This is a genomic window from Accumulibacter sp. (assembly GCF_023806625.1).
GTDB lineage: Bacteria > Pseudomonadota > Gammaproteobacteria > Burkholderiales > Rhodocyclaceae > Accumulibacter.
In genome coordinates, this window is record NZ_JAMTDX010000057.1 from 107,761 (window position 1) to 123,392 (window position 15,632).

Here is a 15,632-nt window from a genome sequence, read left to right on the forward strand (position 1 = left end):
CCGGTGCGCCGCCCACTCCTTCTCTCTGGACTTCGCGATGCCGAATGAACCGACGCCCGGCACCGCTCACCCGGGGGCCGCTCGGCTGATGCGCGCCCCGCGCGCTGCGGCGATCGCCGGCATCCTCTTTTCCGTGCTGCTGATCGGCAGCCTGTGGCTGCTTCGCGAAGCAGTTCCCGAGGACCCGCTCGACGCCGGCGCGTGGCTCAAGACGCAGGCGTCGACGGTCGTCACGGCGCTGAACCTGGTGCCCTTCGCCGGAATCGCCTTCCTCTGGTTCGTCGGCGTCCTGCGCGATCGGCTCGGCGCTCTCGAGGACCGCCTGTTCTCGACGGTCTTTTTCGGCAGCGGGCTGCTCTTCCTTGCTCTGCTCTTCCACTCGGCAGCAGTCGCCGGTGGCCTGATCATTTCCTATACCGTCGATCCGGCACGCCTGCTCGGTTCGCCGGCGTTCACTCTCGGGCGGGCGATCGTCTATGAGGTGATGAACATCTACGCGGTCAGGATGGCCGGCGTGTTCATGATCGTCACCTCGACGGTGGCCCTGCGCACGCGTTTCATCGCTCGCTGGATCGCCTTCGTCGGCTACGCGCTGGCCCTGGTGCTGCTGCTCAGCAACCGCCATATCGAAAGGATCATTCTCGTCTTCCCGCTCTGGGTGATGCTGGTCAGCGTGTTCATCCTGATCGACGAGTGGCGCCGGCCATCGCCTGCTGAGCGCGACGCTGCGTGTCGGGAAGATGGCTGATGTCGGCCTGGCCCGCCCGTATCGGCTAGCCCCCCGGCTGTTCGTCGCTGCGCAGGATCAACGCTGTTTTCGGATTGCCCATTGACGAAAGGAGTCCCGTGGTGAATTTCCCCGCAAAAGTCGATCCCGAACTCGAAAATCGCCTCTTCGGACGCCTGCTCGACGTCTTCATTCGTGCCGGCCTGATCCTCGTCCTGGCGATCCTCTGCTACCGCATCTTCGCCCCGTTCATCGCGCTGATGGCCTGGGCGGTGATCCTGGCGATCAACCTCTACCCGATCCAGCGCAGTCTGGCCGCGAATCTGGGGGGTCGGCAGGGCCTGGCGGCGACGCTGATCACGCTCGCCGGCGTTGCGCTGGTCGTCGTGCCGACGGCCGTCCTGGTCGGCGCGATGGGCGATTCGCTCAACGCGACGATCGACGCGGTGAGGAACGACACGCTGTCGATCCCGGCGCCGAAAGCCTCGGTCGCCGACTGGCCGCTGGTCGGCAAGAGGGTTTATGAGACCTGGGCCAAGGCACACGAGGATTTGCCGGGATTCATCCAGAGCCTGCAGCCGAAGATCGGCGAGCTGGCCAAACGGATTCTCGGCGTCGTCGCAGCGATCGGCGGTGAAGTGCTGATGTTTCTCGGCTCGTTCATCGTCGCCGGAATCATCATGGCTTTTGGCGAATCCGGCGGGAGGAGCAGCCAGGCGATCTTCGAGCGGATCGTTGGCGTCGAGCGTGGCCAGGAGTTCTGTGAGCTGGCGACGGCGACGATTCGCGCGGTCGCCCAGGGCGTCATCGGCATTGCCTTCATCCAGGCGATCCTCATCGGGCTCGCGCTGCTCGTCGCCGGCGTGCCGTTCTTCGGCCCCCTGGCGGTGGTCGTGCTGGTCATCGGCATCGCCCAGCTGCCGGCGCTGATCGTGACGCTGCCAGCGATCGGCTACATCTGGTCGAGCGGCGAGTACGGGACGTCGGCGGCGATCGGCTATACCGTCCTGCTGCTCGTCTCGGGGATGGCCGACAACGTGCTCAAGCCGCTCCTGCTCGGGCGCGGGGTCCACGCGCCGATGCCTGTCGTGCTCATCGGCGCACTCGGCGGGATGGCGACCACCGGGATCATCGGCATGTTCGTCGGCTCGACGCTGCTCGCCCTCGGCTACCAGATCTTCATGGGCTGGGTGGCGGCCAATCCTGATCGGCCGGTAGAATAGACCCCGGAGGGAAGCGATCGACCTTGCGCATCCTGACTCGAGAACGCCAGGATGCCTGTGCGCAAGCAGTCCGGTTTCGCGTGCAACGACAAGGTCACCGACGATCTCAGGAATATTGACGGGCACGAATGCACAAACTGATCATCGGTCCGCTGATCGCCTACCTCTCGGGGCTGCGCTTTCCGACCCTGTTCGCGATCACCGTCGCGCTGTTCCTGATCGACCTCGCGATCCCCGACGTGATTCCCTTCGCCGACGAGATCCTGCTCGGGCTCGGCGCCGCCCTGCTCGGCGCCTGGAAGAAGCGCTAGCCAGGCGACTGTGCGAAGGCCTGCCCTGCTGCGCTGCGCACGCTGGATCGCTTCGGCGATTGGCGCGGCCCGACGGGCCTTCCCTGCCGTGTCGGAGGATTTGACACGACCAGTCTTCCGGGATCCTCCGGTCGCGGCATCCGGCTGATTTATCGTGGCCATCGCAGGTCGGCACGTTCATTGCTCGTCAACGTCCGACCATTCCGAGTCTTGCCTGTCACACCATGAACCTCGACGACCCATTCGCTGCGCGCATGCGGGAACAGATCCGGCTGATCGAGCGCTATCGGCAGCGTGTCCTGAGCCGCGAGGGTCGCCAGCTCGACGGTGACACGGCCGCCTTCGAGTGGATCGCACGCCATGCGGCGAGCTTTCCGTCGCCCGAACGCTACGCCGCTTCTCCCGCCCGGCGCCGGCGGCCAACGGCAGGCAGCTGAGCTGCGCACCGTCAGGCCGCTGCCCTGCTGGGGAGCTGCCGGCGGCTGCCGGCAGCTGGTGCGGAAGGCTTGCAGGCAAGCTCGGGCATCGTCTATGCTGCGTGCAGCGAGTCGCTGGCGATGGCCTGACTCTCTGGCTGGCAGGCGGAAGAAGAGCGAGCCGCGCCGCGTAGCACCGGGAAGCCATGGCCGCGATGCGCGGCGACAACGCCCATCGATGAATCTGCGTCTGAAGATCTACGAACTGGTCGCCACCTACCGGCTCGATGCCGCCGCGACGCGGCGACTGCAGGAACTGGCCGGGCTCGGAGACGAACCTCCCGGTCTGCCGACACGGGTCGCACGGGCCGTCGCGGTGCTCGCTGCGGCCCTGGGCGGTTTCGGAGTTCTCCTCTGGGTCGCGGCGAACTGGGAGTCGCTCGGTCGTTTGGGGCGGTTCGCGTTGCTCCAGGCATTCGTCGTCACGATGTGCGCAGGCGCTTTCTGGAGCCTCGCTGCGCGCCTGCCGCTGGCCCTGCTCGCGCTTCTCGGCATCGGCGGACTGCTGGCGTTCTTCGGTCAGACGTACCAGACGGGGGCCGATCCGTGGCCACTGTTTGCGTTCTGGGCGGCGCTGGCCCTGCCACTGTGTCTTGCTGCGCGCAGCGATGTGCTCTGGCTGCCCTGGACGCTGGTGACGATGACGGCGATCGCGCTATGGGCACACGCCCACACCGGCCATCGCTGGCGTGTTCTGCCTGACGATCTGTTGGCCCACACGCTGGCCTGGGGGGCCGCGGTCGGGGTCACCGTCCTGCTGTCGCCGGCCGCTCGGAAACTGACCGGTGCCGGTCGGCCGTCGATGCACGGCGCGGTCGCGCTGGCTACGACGATGATCACCCTGAACGCACTGGGCGGCCTGCTGTCCGGCGACCGGGTCGCCGTGCAGTACCCGCTGGGACTGCTCGTCCTGTCGGCAGCGGCGGCCTGCTTCGCCCGGCGTCGAAGCTTCGATGTCTTTGCCCTGAGCACGCTGGCCCTCGGAATCGACGTGCTGCTGATCGCCGGTCTGGGTCACCGCCTTCTTCGGAACGTCCATGGCGAGGTCGGTGTCCTGCTGATCATTGGCGCTGCGGCCGCGTGCCTTCTGGCTGCATCGGTGAGCGCGATCCTGCACCTGTCGAAACGATACGCCGGGACCGGGACGGCATGATGACCGAGCGCTTCGATCGGCTGCTGGACGCAGCCGTCGCCGAGGGCCTGCTGCCGGCGGACGCCAGGCGCCGGCCGATCGAAGGTCGGCCCTGGCCGGTCGTCGTGCTGATCGCCATCGGTGCCTGGCTGGCGGCGCTGCCTTTGCTCGTCGCAGTCGGCATCTTTTTCGGCGACTTCCTGACCCGCGGAGCCGGACCCTACGTCGTCGGCTCGTTGCTGCTCAGCGCTGCGGTGATCGTCCTGCGCGCACGGGAAGTGCCGCCATTTGTCGAACAACTGGTCGTCCCCGTGCTGCTGGTCGGTGCCGGGACGATCGGCTTCGGGATCTTCCGGGATCTGCACGAACGTGCCGGCTGTGCGGCCCTCGCCGGGCTGGCGCTGGCCGTCGGCTTCGGCATTCCACGAGCGTGGCTGCGCAACCTGGTCGGTTTCGCGGCCGCCGGACTGACCACCGTGTCGCTGACTCCGGCCAGCGGGTTCCTGTGGACCCGTTCTCCCGCCGGCCCGTGGCTGGCGGTGCACACGGTGCTGGCCATCTGGCTGGGGACCCTGTGGCTGCAGCGCGCGGCTCCTGGCGACGGCTCGCGGGCCCATGCGGCGTCCGCCGTCGAGTCGCTCGCCGCGGGCTGGTTGCTCGGCGCGATTGCCTGTCTCGCCGTGCTCTCCGGAATGAGCTTTCTCGTCGGCAGCATGTTGGGCGCCGGCGCGACCGGTGACATCGTGCGTGAACTGGGTCAGCGTCAGGGGGCCAGCTGGCAGTCGATTGCCATGCAGGCGGGGTCTGCGCTGCTCGCGGCATTGGCCACCGGCGTCTGTGCTTATCGATGGGTGGGGTTGCGACGCGCGGCGAACGCGCCGGTCGCCGTCGTGCTCGTCGTCCTCGGCTGGTTCATTCCGCAGCTCGGCGGGGCGTTGCTTGCCCTCGCAGTCAGCGCCACGACGCAGCGCTATCGCCTGGCCGATGCGGCCGGCTTCGCCGTCGTCTGGATCGTCGGCAGCTTCTACTATCAGCTGCACTGGCCTCTGGCGACCAAGGCTGTGGTGCTGACCGCGTGCGGCGCGCTGCTCGGCGGCCTGGCGTGGCTGACGCACCGGCGTGGCGAGAGATCCTCAGCCGGATCTCCGGCACGCCTGGCTCGCTCCCGCGAATCCTGGGTCTTTGTGGTTGTCGCGGCGCTCACTCTGGCCGTGGTCAACGCCGGCATCTGGCAGAAGGAGACGCTGATCGCCACGGGTCAGCCCATCTTCGTCGAACTGGCGCCGGTCGACCCGCGCTCGCTGATGCAGGGCGACTACATGCGCCTGAACTTCCGGATACCCGGAGAAGTCATCAGCGAAGCCCAGTCGCTCCTGACGAGCGATCGGCCGCGGGTCGTCGGGCGGCGCGGTCCGGGCGGCGTCCTGACCCTGCTGCGCCTCTATCGCGCGAACGAAGCGCTGGCTGCGGACGAGATGATCGTCGAACTGACACCGAAAGACGGGCGCTGGATCCTGGTCAGCGATGCGTGGTTCTTCAGGGAGGGCGACGCGAAGCGCTGGGCTGCCGCCCGCTTCGGCGAGTTTCGCGTGGCCCCCGATGGCCAGGCGCTCCTCGTCGGACTCGCCGACGCCAATCTCGAACCTCTGCGTCCGTGAGCTTGGAGCTTGGGGTCAGGTCTTGACTTTTGCATTTGCCTGGCACCTCCCGGCTGTCTTCGGGACAGGGCGAGGCGCTGGTCATGCGACAACCGGCGACCGATGACCGGGCAGCAGGCTTGCCAGTTGATCGGGATCGGATGAAGCGAGTGCTCGTGATCGGTGGTGGGGTGATCGGACTGACCACAGCTTGGGAACTACTCGTGGCCGGTTTCGAGGTCCTGCTCGTCGAAGCAGCCGACTCGGTCGCCACTGGCGCGAGCCAAGCGAACGGCGGGCAACTCAGCTACCGTTATGTGTCGCCGATCGCCGACGCAGGCGTTGCGCTCAAGGCCCTGCGCTGGATGTTCGAACGCGACAGTCCGCAGCAGCTGCGTCTGGAGCCCTCGATTCGTCAGTGGTCGTGGCTTGTGCGTTTTCTGGCCAATTGCAGCCGGTCGGCGAATCGCCGGACGACGCTTCGCCTGCTGAGGCTCGGCGAACTGAGTCGGGCGGCTTTCGGGCAACTCGCCAAGCAGGTGAGGCCGGAGAGCATTGCATTGCGTACGCCCGGCAAGCTGGTGATTTTCCGCCAGGCGCGCGAACTTGCCCGGGCGGTCCGCGCCATGCCGACGAATGAACCGCCGAACGCGATGGGCGAATTCAGCATCCTCGACGCTGACGGGTGCGTGGCGCGCGAGCCGGCGCTCGACGGTGCGCAGTGCCTCATTGCCGGTGGTATCTTCACTGGTGGCGAGGCGGTTGCTGATTGCCGCCTGTTCTGTCTGCGCCTGCTCGAGCAACTGTCCCAAAGTCGCGACTTTCGCGTGCTCCTCCGGACGCGCGTTGCGGGTTTCGTCCGCGACCAGGGTCGCGCAGTCGCGGTCAGGGCTGGGGACGACGAGATCCCGGCCGACGAGTTCGTCGTCGCCGCCGGCCTGCACAGTTCGTCTCTGGCTCGGAACATCGGCGTTCGGCTGCCGATCTACCCGGTCAAGGGCTACAGCCTGACCGCGCCGATCGGTCGAGCGCATCGCGCGCCTGAGGTCAGTGTCACCGATTTCGAGAGAAAGGTGCTCTACGCCCGGATCGGCGAAGACCTGCGAATTGCCGCGCTCGCCGACCTCGTCGGAGCCGACCCGCGTGTCGATCCACGGCGTGTCGCATCACTGCTGCGCGTCGTCCGTGCGACACTCCCCGAAGCGGCTGATTACGGCCGGGCGGTGTCCTGGGCCGGCCTGCGTCCGGCGACGCCGCACGGGGCGCCGATTCTCGGTCCTTCCGGAGTTCCGGGGATCTGGCTGAACGTCGGACATGGCGCGCTCGGGTTCACGCTGGCCACCGGTTCGGCCCGGGTGCTCGCGGCGATGCTTGCCGGACGCGAGGCCCCCGTGCCGCTCGACGGCCTGACGCTGGTCTAGATCGTCCCGCGCGCACCGCGGCCATTGCGTTCAGCCGCCAAGCGATTCCGCGACGCTGGCGATGGCCTGCTCGTGGATCGGGACATCCTCTTCGCTGGTTTGCCAGTTGTCGCAAGCGACAGGGATCGCGGCGCGTCCGTTGAAGGCCCTGCCGGTGACGTCGGCGCCGCCAGCGAAGAACGCTTCCCGGAGCGCCGTGACATCGGGCAAGAAAGCGAAGTCGCAGTCGTAAGGGACGTTCAGCCACCTGTGCTGGTCGGCGGCGACCGTGTCGGCTGCTCGATTCCGTGGCACAGGTGGGCGAGCTCTTGTGAGAGCGTGGCGAACAGCCGGAACGCGCCGTCGACCGGCGGCCAGGTACCGCTGGGGTGAACGTCGAGCAGGTCGGCGAGTGTGCCGAGACGCGTCAGCGCGCCGAGGGGAACCCCGGTGCCCGAGAGGACGGTGGTCGGCGGATGGCCGGACAGGCCTTCGTCGGCCGCGTCGAAGCCGAGGCGGCCGACCCACTGGCGCGCCGCGGCGAGGTCGACGAGGTTGGCCATCGTCGGGGGCCGCTGGTCAGGGCTCCCGCCCAGTCGGCCGGCAGTCCTTGCCGCGACGTTGCCGCGTGGTCGATCATCGCCGCTGGCGCTGTGCAGCGGCGAACGAGCGGCGATGGAGGAGGGACGATCAGCTCCTCGGGGATTCGCCGAGCAGGAGCCGCTCGATCTCGGCGAGCCGTTCGGCGCGGACGCCTTCGGGCTTGTCGACGGCGCTTACGACGCTGCGGATCGTCTTGACGATCTCGCCGGCGATCGAAGCGTCGTTGCCGACGATCTTCGGGATCGCCGCGAGCGCCCCCTTCTGGTCGAGGAGCAGCGAGAAAAATCTGCTCGCGGACCAGCGCCTGGAACTCGGGGAGGCTAAGCGCCTGCTCCTGCCTGGCGCGAATCCGGCGTAGCACTTCGCAAGCACGCTCATCGACTCCGGGTGCGGCGAGACCGATGTACAACAGGCTGCGGATCGCCGTAACTGGTCAGGAAGATCCGTTCGACGCTCTGGTCGCGAAGGTTGCGCCCCCGACGATCGCCGTTGGCGGGGGAGGAAGAAGCGGGCGAGGGGCTGCGGCGACGTTCCTTGACCGCGCCTCGCCGCCTCGCCATACTGATCGACGGGCTGAAGACGTTCGCCGATGAGCCTTCGGATGCTCGAGCAACGAACGCCGGCAGGCGCCAGATTTTCTTGGCCCCGCCTCGATGGCCGGTGGCGGGGCGCGGATCCCCAGTACAGAGAGGAGAATTCAGATGGCTGACCCGATGATCGATCCTGCCGACCCGGTGCTCGTGCCGATTGGCGTTCCTGAGCGGCCGCTCGACCGCCGGAAGGCGCTGGTCATCGGCATCGCCAACAAGGACTCGATCGCCTACGGTTGCGCGCGCGCGTTTCGCGCCTTCGGCGCCGACCTGTCGATCACCTATCTCAACGAGAAGACCAAGCGCTACACTGGCCAGCTCGCCGAGGCGCTGGGCGTCGAAGATGCCCTCTATCTGCCGTGCGACGTTCGCGAGGAGGGCCAGCTCGAGGCGGTTTTCGAGGCGATCGGACGCGAGTGGGGCAAGCTGCACGTCGTCCTGCACTCGATCGCCTTCGCACCCCGCGAGGACCTGCATGGCCGCGTCGTCGACTGCTCGCGCGACGGCTTCCTGATGGCCATGGACATTTCGGTGCACTCGCTGATGCGCGTCGCCCGCCTCGCCGAGCCGCTGATGGAGAAGGAAGGGGGGAGCATCTTCACGATGAGCTACTTTGGCGGCGAGAAGGTCATCCCGCACTACGGGATCATGGGTCCGGCGAAGGCCGCGCTCGAGTCGGCCGCGCGTTACCTGGCCGCCGAGCTCGGTCCGAAAGGCATCCGCGTGAACATCGTTTCGCCGGGACCGCTAATGACCCGTGCGGCTTCGGGTATCGACCGCTTCGACGAACTGCTGGCCAAGACCAGGGAGAAGGCGCCGACTGGCCAGCTGGTCACCGCGGAGCAGGTTGGGCTGGCGACGGCGGCGCTGGCCTGCGACTTCGCGTCGATCGTCACCGGCGAGATCCTGTACATGGACGGCGGTTACAACATCATGGGCTAGTACGCTCGGCCATTCGGCTGGAAGGGATCCGTGGGCTTGAAACCTGGCCGGAACGATCCGTGCCCCTGTGGCAGCGGAAGAAAGTACAAGCACTGCTGTCTGGCGGGCGACGCCGCAAATGGCCAGGCGGGAGAGCGGCCGCCACAGGCGACGGCGGCGCAGCTCGAGTCGCTTTTCAGGCAGGGCCGCTTCGCCGAACTGGTGCCGCTGCTGCAGGCGCTGATCGTCCGTGCGCCCGACTCGGCTTTCCTCTGGGGCATGCTCGGGGCGGCCCAGGAGGCTCGCGGAGAAGACGGCGTCGCGGCGCTCGACAAGGCGGCCAGGCTGGCACCAGCCAGCGCAGCCGCGCGGATCAGCCTGGGACAGGCGCTCGCCGGACGCGGTCGGATGGCTGACGCGCTCGACAGCTTTGCTGCCGCGCTGGCGATCGATCCGGCGAATCCGGCGGCACTCTTCCATTACGGCGACCTGTTGCGGACGCAGGGCAGGTTCGCCGAGGCCGAGCCCTACCTCGCCCGTGCGGTCATGGGTGCTCCGCAATCGGCCGACGCGATCATTTCGCTTGCGCTCGCCCAGGGAGAAATCGGCAGGTGGCCGGACGCCGAGCGTTCGTGCCGCGAGGCGCTCGCGCTTGCTCCGCGGCATCGCGTTGCTCAGTATGGTCTCGGCAATGTGCTGATGCGTACCGGCCGGCTGTCCGAGGCCAGGGACTGTTTCCTCGCCGCGCTGCATGAAGAGCCTTCGTGGATTCCGGCGCTCGAGGGTCTGGGCAACGCCCTGCAGGAACTCGGCAGTCTCGCCAGGGCCGAGGAGTGTTATCGGCAATGCCTGGCGATCGATCCCCGCCAGCGCAACGCGCTGGCGAATCTCGGCAAGCTCCTCGTCGAGCAGAACCGCTTCGCCGAAGCCGAGACCTGCTTTCGTGGCGCGCTGCAGCTCGGCCCTGCGGATCCGGCGATCCTCGAACGACTCGGCAGCGTGCTCGTCGAACTCGGGCGAGCCGCAGAAGCGCGGAGCTGCTACCGGCAGGTGCTCGACGCTGACCCGGAGCGGGTCAGCGCGCGGCTGGCGCTGGCCGTGTCGACGATCCCCGTCGTCGCGCGCACAGCGGAAGAGTCGGCGAAGGTGCCTGAGCGCTTTGCGGCTGCGCTCGACGAGCTCTCCGCCTGGCTGGATTCGCGCGCTGACCGCGAGGTGGCGGCCGCGGATCTCGCCGGGGCGCAGCAGCCGTTTTTCCTCGCCTATCGAGACGGAAACCATGTCGCGCTGCTCTCATGTTACGCCGACCTCGTCGGCGGCTGCCTGAAGTCCGCTCGGCTCGCGCGTCAGCCGGATCGCCAGCGGATTCGCCTGCTCATCGTGTCCAGTCACGTGTGCCGTCACCCGGTGTGGAGTATCGTCCTCAAGGGCTTTCTGCTCCACCTCGACCGGACCCGTTTCGAGGTCTTAATCTATCATCTCGGAAACACCGAGGACGAGGAAACCGACCTCGCCCGCTCGCGGGCGGACGGCTGGCGCGATCGCCATTCGATCGGTGACTCCGCGGGGTGGCTGGCGGCGGCTGCCCAAGACCGCCCTGACGTCATCTTCTACCCCGAGATCGGCATGTCGTCGCTGATCTGGTTCCTCGCCGCCCATCGCCTCGCACCGCTGCAAGTGGCCGGCTGGGGGCATCCGATCAGCACTGGACTAGCGACGATCGACCTGTTCTTCTCGGGGGAACTGCTCGAGCCACCGGATGCCGATGCCCATTATCGCGAGCGGCTGATCCGCCTCCCGGGAACCGGCTGCTGTACGTCTTCGTCTCCGGGAAGCGCCGAGCCGATTCCCGACATCGCAAGGACCCTGCAGGCATACCCGGGTGTCCGCTTCGTGATCGCCCAGCGGGCAATCAAGTTCGACCCGGGCGACGACGAACTCTTCACGCGAATCGCCGCGGCCATCCCCGACGCGGTGTTCATCGTCCTCCGCGATCCCGTGTGCCCGTGGGCGACTGAGGTCATCGAGGCCCGCTTCGCGGCGGCATTCGCGAGCTGCGGGCTGGCTCCGGAGCGGCACCTGCTGGTCTTGCCCTGGCTGTCGTCGGGAGGATTTCTGTCGCTGCTCGATCTCTGCGACGTCTATCTCGACAACCCGGCTTTTTCCGGATACACGACGGCGTGGCTGGCGCTCCATCGCGGGCTGCCGATCGTCACGCTCGAAGGTCGCTACGTACGCCAGCGACTCGCCGCGGGGCTGCTCAGGAGGGCCGGGTTGGGCGCGACGATCGCCAGGAATCGTGAACAGTACGTGGCGATTGCCGCACGCTTGGCCGGAATCTGCCGGGATGCGCAGCAGAAGGCCGAACTCAGAGCGGCGATTCTTGCCGCCGCGCCATCGGTCGATGACGATCTCGCGGTCGTGCGCTCCTTCGAGCAGGTCATCGCCAGAGAACTCGCCGCGCGTCGTGGCCACGCTTCCGGCGAGCTTCCGGGGTGATGGGGGTGGAGAAGTCCTCACCAGCGGACCGGGATTCCTGGCGCGACCGTGTTGACGGGTGCCGGCCGAGCAGGTACAAGAGCGCATCCGGCAACCTCGATGCTTCCATGCCCGCACCGATCATCTGTCCTCGACGAGTCGTCGAACGCGAGTGGATCGACTACAACGGCCACATGAACGTGGCCTACTACGGCCTGGTCTTCGATCAGGCGCTCGATCACGTGCTCGACGGCCTGGGGATCGGGACGGCGTACGTGCGGGAGCGACAGTGTTCGCTGTTCACGGTCGAGACGCACGTTCATTTCATCAGCGAACTCGCCGAGGGCGATCCGCTGCGCGTCGAATACCGGCTCCTCGACTGGGACGACAAGCGGCTGCACAGTTTCGGCGAGATGTATCATGCGACGCAGAACTATCTCGCGGCGACCAGCGAGCAGCTCTCGCTGCACATCGCGATGGCCGCGCGCAAGGCCGTTGCGTTTCCCGACGACGTCGAGCGGCGAATCGGTGCGGCGATACGCGACCACCTGCGGCTACCCTGGCCGGGGCGCGCCGGGAAGGTGGTCGGCATTCCGGCGGCGAAGTCGCGCTCGGCTGAATGGCGTCTGCGCGACCACGGCTGACCTTTCCGATGCGCGGGGGGGGTGGTCTGGCAATGGGACCGGTACGGCGCTGCCGGACACGTCGGACCTGAATTCCCGGAGGCCCCGGGTGTTTTTTTCGAGGAGGAGACGATGGGCATAGTCGACTGGTTCAGGAACCGCCTGGGTCGTTTCGATCCTGACCGGGCGGCTGACGAGGCGGTTGTCTGGGGGGTGGAGAAGGCGGTTGCGCTGACCAATCCGAAGCTGCGCCTCCTGCCCGACTGCGAGAAGCGCCTCACTCCAGCCGTTGCGAAGACGGTCGACTTCCTGCGCGAGCAGGCGCATGCCTTTCCGGCGGCCCGTCCGCTCTCGGCAGCCGACTGGTCTTCCGATCCCGTCTGGCGGGCGTTCTTTGTCGCTTCGACCGACGTCCCGGCCGTTCTGGGTCGGTCGGACAATCTGCGCACGCTCTTCGACAAGTTCCCTGAACTCGACCATGCTCACCTGATCCTCGGAATGGCCGTCAGCGAGCAGAAGGTCTTCGGAATGGCCTTGCAGGGGAACATCGTGCAGCGCGATGTCGCGCAGGTCAGCGTCAGTTTCTCGGATCACCAGGCGAGACTGTGCGCTGGTGACGAAATGCGGCTGCGCCGTGTCGTCGGCGTCCAGATCTTCGAGTACCTGATGGCGCATGCGCTGGCCGAGATCGGCGCCGAGCGCGTCGAACGGCAGGAGCTTCAGGCGAGTCGCTCGCTGATCCGGGCTCGTCTCAGGTTGCTCGAGCAACACGGACCGGGCCTTGGATCTTTGTTCGGGTTGGCTCCGGCGGCGCGCGGCGAGCAGGCCCGGCTCGAGGCCGAATTGCTCGACAACGAGCGCCAGCTCGAAGCGCTGGGGGCCAGCGAGTCGGCTCTCGAAGCGGAGCTCGACTGTCTGACGACGGTGCTCTCCGAGCCGCAGCGCTACCTGCGCATCGAGCCGAATCACATGCGGCTCAACGCGATGAACGTGGTCGTTCCCGAGGCGAGCAGCGAGGCGGCTGCCGACATCGACTTCGCGGTCGCCGAGCTGAGCGGTTCGCCACCGATGCGCCGGGCTTTCGTCGTCGCGCGGGTGGCGCGAACGGAACTGCCGGCCGCGCAGGGAATCGACTTCGCTGCAGCGACGCGCTACCTCTGACTACCCAGGGCTGCAGCGGGGCAGGGCATCGGGGAACGCTCGGGTGGCGCTCGCCTGCCTCGTGCGGGCGGCTGAACGGACGGTGAACAGGAGGAGGTCGCCATGACAAGTTTCAGCGAGATCGCCGAGATGATCGGCGTCGTGCTCGACGCCGTCGGGATTCTGGTGATGGTCGGCGGCATGCTGGCCGCTGTCGTCCGCTGCCTGGCGTTTCGCCGCGACGGCCGCGATGCCTACCGGCAGATCCGGCAGGACATCGGGCGGGCGATCCTGCTTGCGCTCGAATTCCTCGTCGCCGCGGACATCATCCGCACGGTGGCGGTGACGCCGACGCTCGAGGGAGTGGTCGTGCTCGGCCTGATCGTCGTCATCCGCACCTTCCTGAGCACGGCGCTGCAGGTCGAACTCGAGGGCCAGTGGCCGTGGAGCCGCAGTGCCACGGTTGGCTCATCGACTGGCCGGTCGAGCCGCGGCGAGGTGTGATCGGCGAGCGCCCGCTTTGGACTGCGGCGCGGAGCAGCCCGGTCACCGGGCGCGAGCATCGGTCGCGGCGGCTGAGTCCGCGGCGGGTTCCGGCCTGATCCGGTCTCAGATGGTTTCGACGATCGCTTCGATTCGCCCTTCGCGGACGGCCTTGACGAAGGCGCGGTAGTCGCGCTGGTTCTGATCGCCGTACTCGACGGCGAATTCGCCGATCGCGTCGTCGAAGGCGGCGCTCGAACCCATGTAGCCGGCAAGCAGAGCGGGATCACCCGAGCGCGCGTGCGCTCGGGCCAGCGCCCAGGCGCAGAGCTGTCCGTAGGTGATGAGCAGCTCGACGTCCCAGCCCTCGATGAGTGCGCTGATCTTGACGTCGCGGAGCTGGCGGACGTAATAATGCTTGCCCGCTTCTCCGTGCCCCCAGCCCAGGAAGATGTCGGTGGCCGCCTGCATCAGCCGTTGCCCGGTGACGACTCGTTGCCCATGGTTGGCGTGCAGGCTCTCTCCCGCGTAGGGTTCGAGTACCGAGGCTCGGGCTTCCTTGACCTGCAGGAACAGCGGGTCGTTGTCGGCAGCCATCATCAGCATGACCGCGCAGACTGTACCGACGCTGCCGACGCCGACGACCTTGACGGCGAGGTCACAGAACTGGAACCGGTCGAGCAGGGTCCGGACGTGCTCGGGCAGCGACGAACGGTAATCGGCCAGCGCTTCGCCGTAGTTCGTCCTCATTGCGGGCGTCTGCTCGGCCGTCGGGTGGAAGATCAGCGGCGGGTCGTCCTTGATCCGGGGCAGGGCGCCGCGGTGTTCGGCGAGTTTCGGGAAGATGTAATCGGCGGCGCTCTGCTGGCGGGCCTTCTGCACGCGCCTGACGATGCGCTTCCGGACCTCGGCGCTCGGCGCCCCGGCGAGGACGCGGTCGACGGTGATCGCGTCGTACCAGACGTCGAGTGCTCGCATCGACGAATAGTCGGCCATTCGCTCGCGGTACGCGCGGGCCGTCGCCGTCGCTGCCCGCGCCGCCTGGTTCTCGCCGAGCTCCAGGTGATGCGCGGCGATGACGATGCTCGCAGCCAGGCGCTTGAGGTCCCACTCCCACGGTGCCGGCAAGGTTTCGTCGAGGTCGTTGACGTCGAAGATGACCTGCCGCTCAGGCGTCGCAAAGCCGCCGAAGTTCATCAGGTGGGCGTCGCCGCAGGCCTGCACGCGGAGGCCGGAGACGGGTGTCGAGGCCAGGTCGGCGGCCATGATCGCCGCCGAACCACGGTAGAAGGCAAAGGGCGACTGGAGCATCCGCCCGAAGCGGATCGGCACGAGTTCGGGCAAGCGTCCCTGGTTCGACTCGACGAGCAACTCGACCGGATCGCGCCTCCCCTTCGGCGCTTTCCAGCCGCCGTGCTTCTCTCGCGGCACTTCTTCGCGCAGGACCTTGCCCTGCGCCCGGCGTTCGTCCGGCGAAAGAACGGCTGCCTGCTGCTCTTCGGCGGCGGTCTTTCCGAGACCATCATTTCGGGTCCTGGCCATATCCCTCCTTTTGTTGCCCGCGATTGCCGCAACGATGCGACGCTAATATTATAGATCCTGCATGCGCGCTCGGCGCGTTCCGTCGTTCGCTGCGCCTTGGCGACGACGGGCTCAGCTGGGAAACCTCTTCGGGGAAAAGGAATGCTCAACGTACGTCGTCTGCTCGGGCTGCTTCGCCTGTCGCTGCTCCTGGTGATGCCCGGGCTGTTTTCCGGCTGTGCGACGATCGGAGCAGGATCGATCAACCGGGATCGGCTCGATTACGTCGAGGCCCTGGCCAGCTCGTGGAAGGAGTCAAGTCCAAAATTTGCTGTAAATTCTGTCGGTCGGTTTGATGATGATGGGT

At 67.4% G+C, this 15,632-nt stretch carries 16 protein-coding genes and 1 pseudogene; 13 read left to right on the top strand and 4 right to left on the bottom strand.

Features of this window, described 5'->3' with window-relative positions; translation table 11 throughout:
• Positions 1 to 37 precede the first annotated feature (37 nt).
• The 7 genes from NFW05_RS10740 to NFW05_RS10770 all read left to right on the top strand — a co-directional run bounded on the left by NFW05_RS10740 (position 38) and on the right by NFW05_RS10770 (position 6,927).
• Positions 38 to 748 (top strand): hypothetical protein, encoded by a 711-nt coding sequence (locus NFW05_RS10740; RefSeq protein ID WP_295306233.1) that lies wholly within the window; start codon positions 38 to 40, stop codon positions 746 to 748.
• Between the two features lie 101 nt (positions 749 to 849).
• Positions 850 to 1,950 carry an AI-2E family transporter gene (locus tag NFW05_RS10745; RefSeq protein ID WP_295306236.1) on the top strand — a complete coding sequence of 367 codons (1,101 nt, stop codon included), beginning with the start codon at positions 850 to 852 and terminating at the stop codon, positions 1,948 to 1,950.
• Between the two features lie 128 nt (positions 1,951 to 2,078).
• Positions 2,079 to 2,261 (top strand): DUF6116 family protein, encoded by a 183-nt coding sequence (locus NFW05_RS10750; protein ID WP_295306238.1) that lies wholly within the window; start codon positions 2,079 to 2,081, stop codon positions 2,259 to 2,261.
• A 224-nt stretch (positions 2,262 to 2,485) separates the two neighbouring features.
• A complete protein-coding gene (locus tag NFW05_RS10755) occupies positions 2,486 to 2,698 on the top strand; it encodes a hypothetical protein (RefSeq protein WP_295306240.1) in 213 nt (70 codons plus the stop codon).
• Positions 2,699 to 2,915: 217 nt separating this feature from the next.
• Positions 2,916 to 3,890 (top strand): DUF2157 domain-containing protein, encoded by a 975-nt coding sequence (locus NFW05_RS10760; RefSeq protein WP_295306243.1) that lies wholly within the window; start codon positions 2,916 to 2,918, stop codon positions 3,888 to 3,890.
• The gene (locus NFW05_RS10765) at positions 3,887 to 5,527 is read left to right on the top strand and encodes a GDYXXLXY domain-containing protein (RefSeq protein ID WP_295306244.1); all 1,641 of its coding nucleotides are present in this window, start codon (positions 3,887 to 3,889) and stop codon (positions 5,525 to 5,527) included. Before NFW05_RS10760 ends, NFW05_RS10765 begins: the two co-directional genes overlap by 4 nt.
• A 140-nt stretch (positions 5,528 to 5,667) precedes the next feature.
• Positions 5,668 to 6,927 carry a D-amino acid dehydrogenase gene (locus NFW05_RS10770; RefSeq protein WP_295306247.1) on the top strand — a complete coding sequence of 420 codons (1,260 nt, stop codon included), beginning with the start codon at positions 5,668 to 5,670 and terminating at the stop codon, positions 6,925 to 6,927.
• Positions 6,928 to 6,957: 30 nt separating this feature from the next.
• Here NFW05_RS10770 and NFW05_RS10775 read toward each other — a convergent pair whose 3' ends face one another.
• The 3 genes from NFW05_RS10775 to NFW05_RS10785 form a co-directional block, all read right to left on the bottom strand.
• A complete protein-coding gene (locus NFW05_RS10775) occupies positions 6,958 to 7,137 on the bottom strand; it encodes a hypothetical protein (protein WP_295306250.1) in 180 nt (59 codons plus the stop codon).
• Positions 7,138 to 7,166: 29 nt separating this feature from the next.
• Positions 7,167 to 7,469 carry a hypothetical protein gene (locus NFW05_RS10780; protein WP_295306253.1) on the bottom strand — a complete coding sequence of 101 codons (303 nt, stop codon included), beginning with the start codon at positions 7,467 to 7,469 and terminating at the stop codon, positions 7,167 to 7,169.
• 127 nt (positions 7,470 to 7,596) lie between these two features.
• Positions 7,597 to 7,887: a hypothetical protein gene (locus NFW05_RS10785; protein ID WP_295306255.1), complete on the bottom strand. Its 291-nt coding sequence runs from the start codon at positions 7,885 to 7,887 to the stop codon at positions 7,597 to 7,599.
• Positions 7,888 to 8,222: 335 nt separating this feature from the next.
• Between NFW05_RS10785 and fabI the strand changes: the two genes are divergently transcribed.
• The 5 genes from fabI (at position 8,223) to NFW05_RS10810 (ending at position 13,765) form a co-directional block, all read left to right on the top strand.
• The gene (gene fabI, locus NFW05_RS10790; protein ID WP_295306288.1) at positions 8,223 to 9,041 is read left to right on the top strand and encodes an enoyl-ACP reductase FabI; all 819 of its coding nucleotides are present in this window, start codon (positions 8,223 to 8,225) and stop codon (positions 9,039 to 9,041) included.
• Between the two features lie 30 nt (positions 9,042 to 9,071).
• Positions 9,072 to 11,519 (top strand): tetratricopeptide repeat protein, encoded by a 2,448-nt coding sequence (locus NFW05_RS10795; RefSeq protein WP_295306257.1) that lies wholly within the window; start codon positions 9,072 to 9,074, stop codon positions 11,517 to 11,519.
• Positions 11,520 to 11,626: 107 nt separating this feature from the next.
• Complete coding sequence (locus NFW05_RS10800) at positions 11,627 to 12,142, top strand: thioesterase family protein (RefSeq protein ID WP_295306259.1); 516 nt, start codon at positions 11,627 to 11,629, stop codon at positions 12,140 to 12,142.
• A 111-nt stretch (positions 12,143 to 12,253) separates the two neighbouring features.
• A complete protein-coding gene (locus NFW05_RS10805; RefSeq protein ID WP_295306261.1) occupies positions 12,254 to 13,282 on the top strand; it encodes a hypothetical protein in 1,029 nt (342 codons plus the stop codon).
• Between the two features lie 102 nt (positions 13,283 to 13,384).
• Entirely contained in the window at positions 13,385 to 13,765 is a 381-nt protein-coding gene (locus NFW05_RS10810; protein ID WP_295306263.1) for a DUF1622 domain-containing protein, read from the top strand.
• Positions 13,766 to 13,870: 105 nt separating this feature from the next.
• On the opposite strand, the gene NFW05_RS10815 is transcribed toward NFW05_RS10810, so the two are convergent.
• Positions 13,871 to 15,286 (bottom strand): DUF2252 domain-containing protein, encoded by a 1,416-nt coding sequence (locus tag NFW05_RS10815; protein WP_295306266.1) that lies wholly within the window; start codon positions 15,284 to 15,286, stop codon positions 13,871 to 13,873.
• A gap of 141 nt (positions 15,287 to 15,427) precedes the next feature.
• Here NFW05_RS10815 and NFW05_RS10820 point away from each other — a divergent pair.
• Positions 15,428 to 15,632, top strand: a pseudogene (locus tag NFW05_RS10820) (hypothetical protein); the annotation flags it as partial.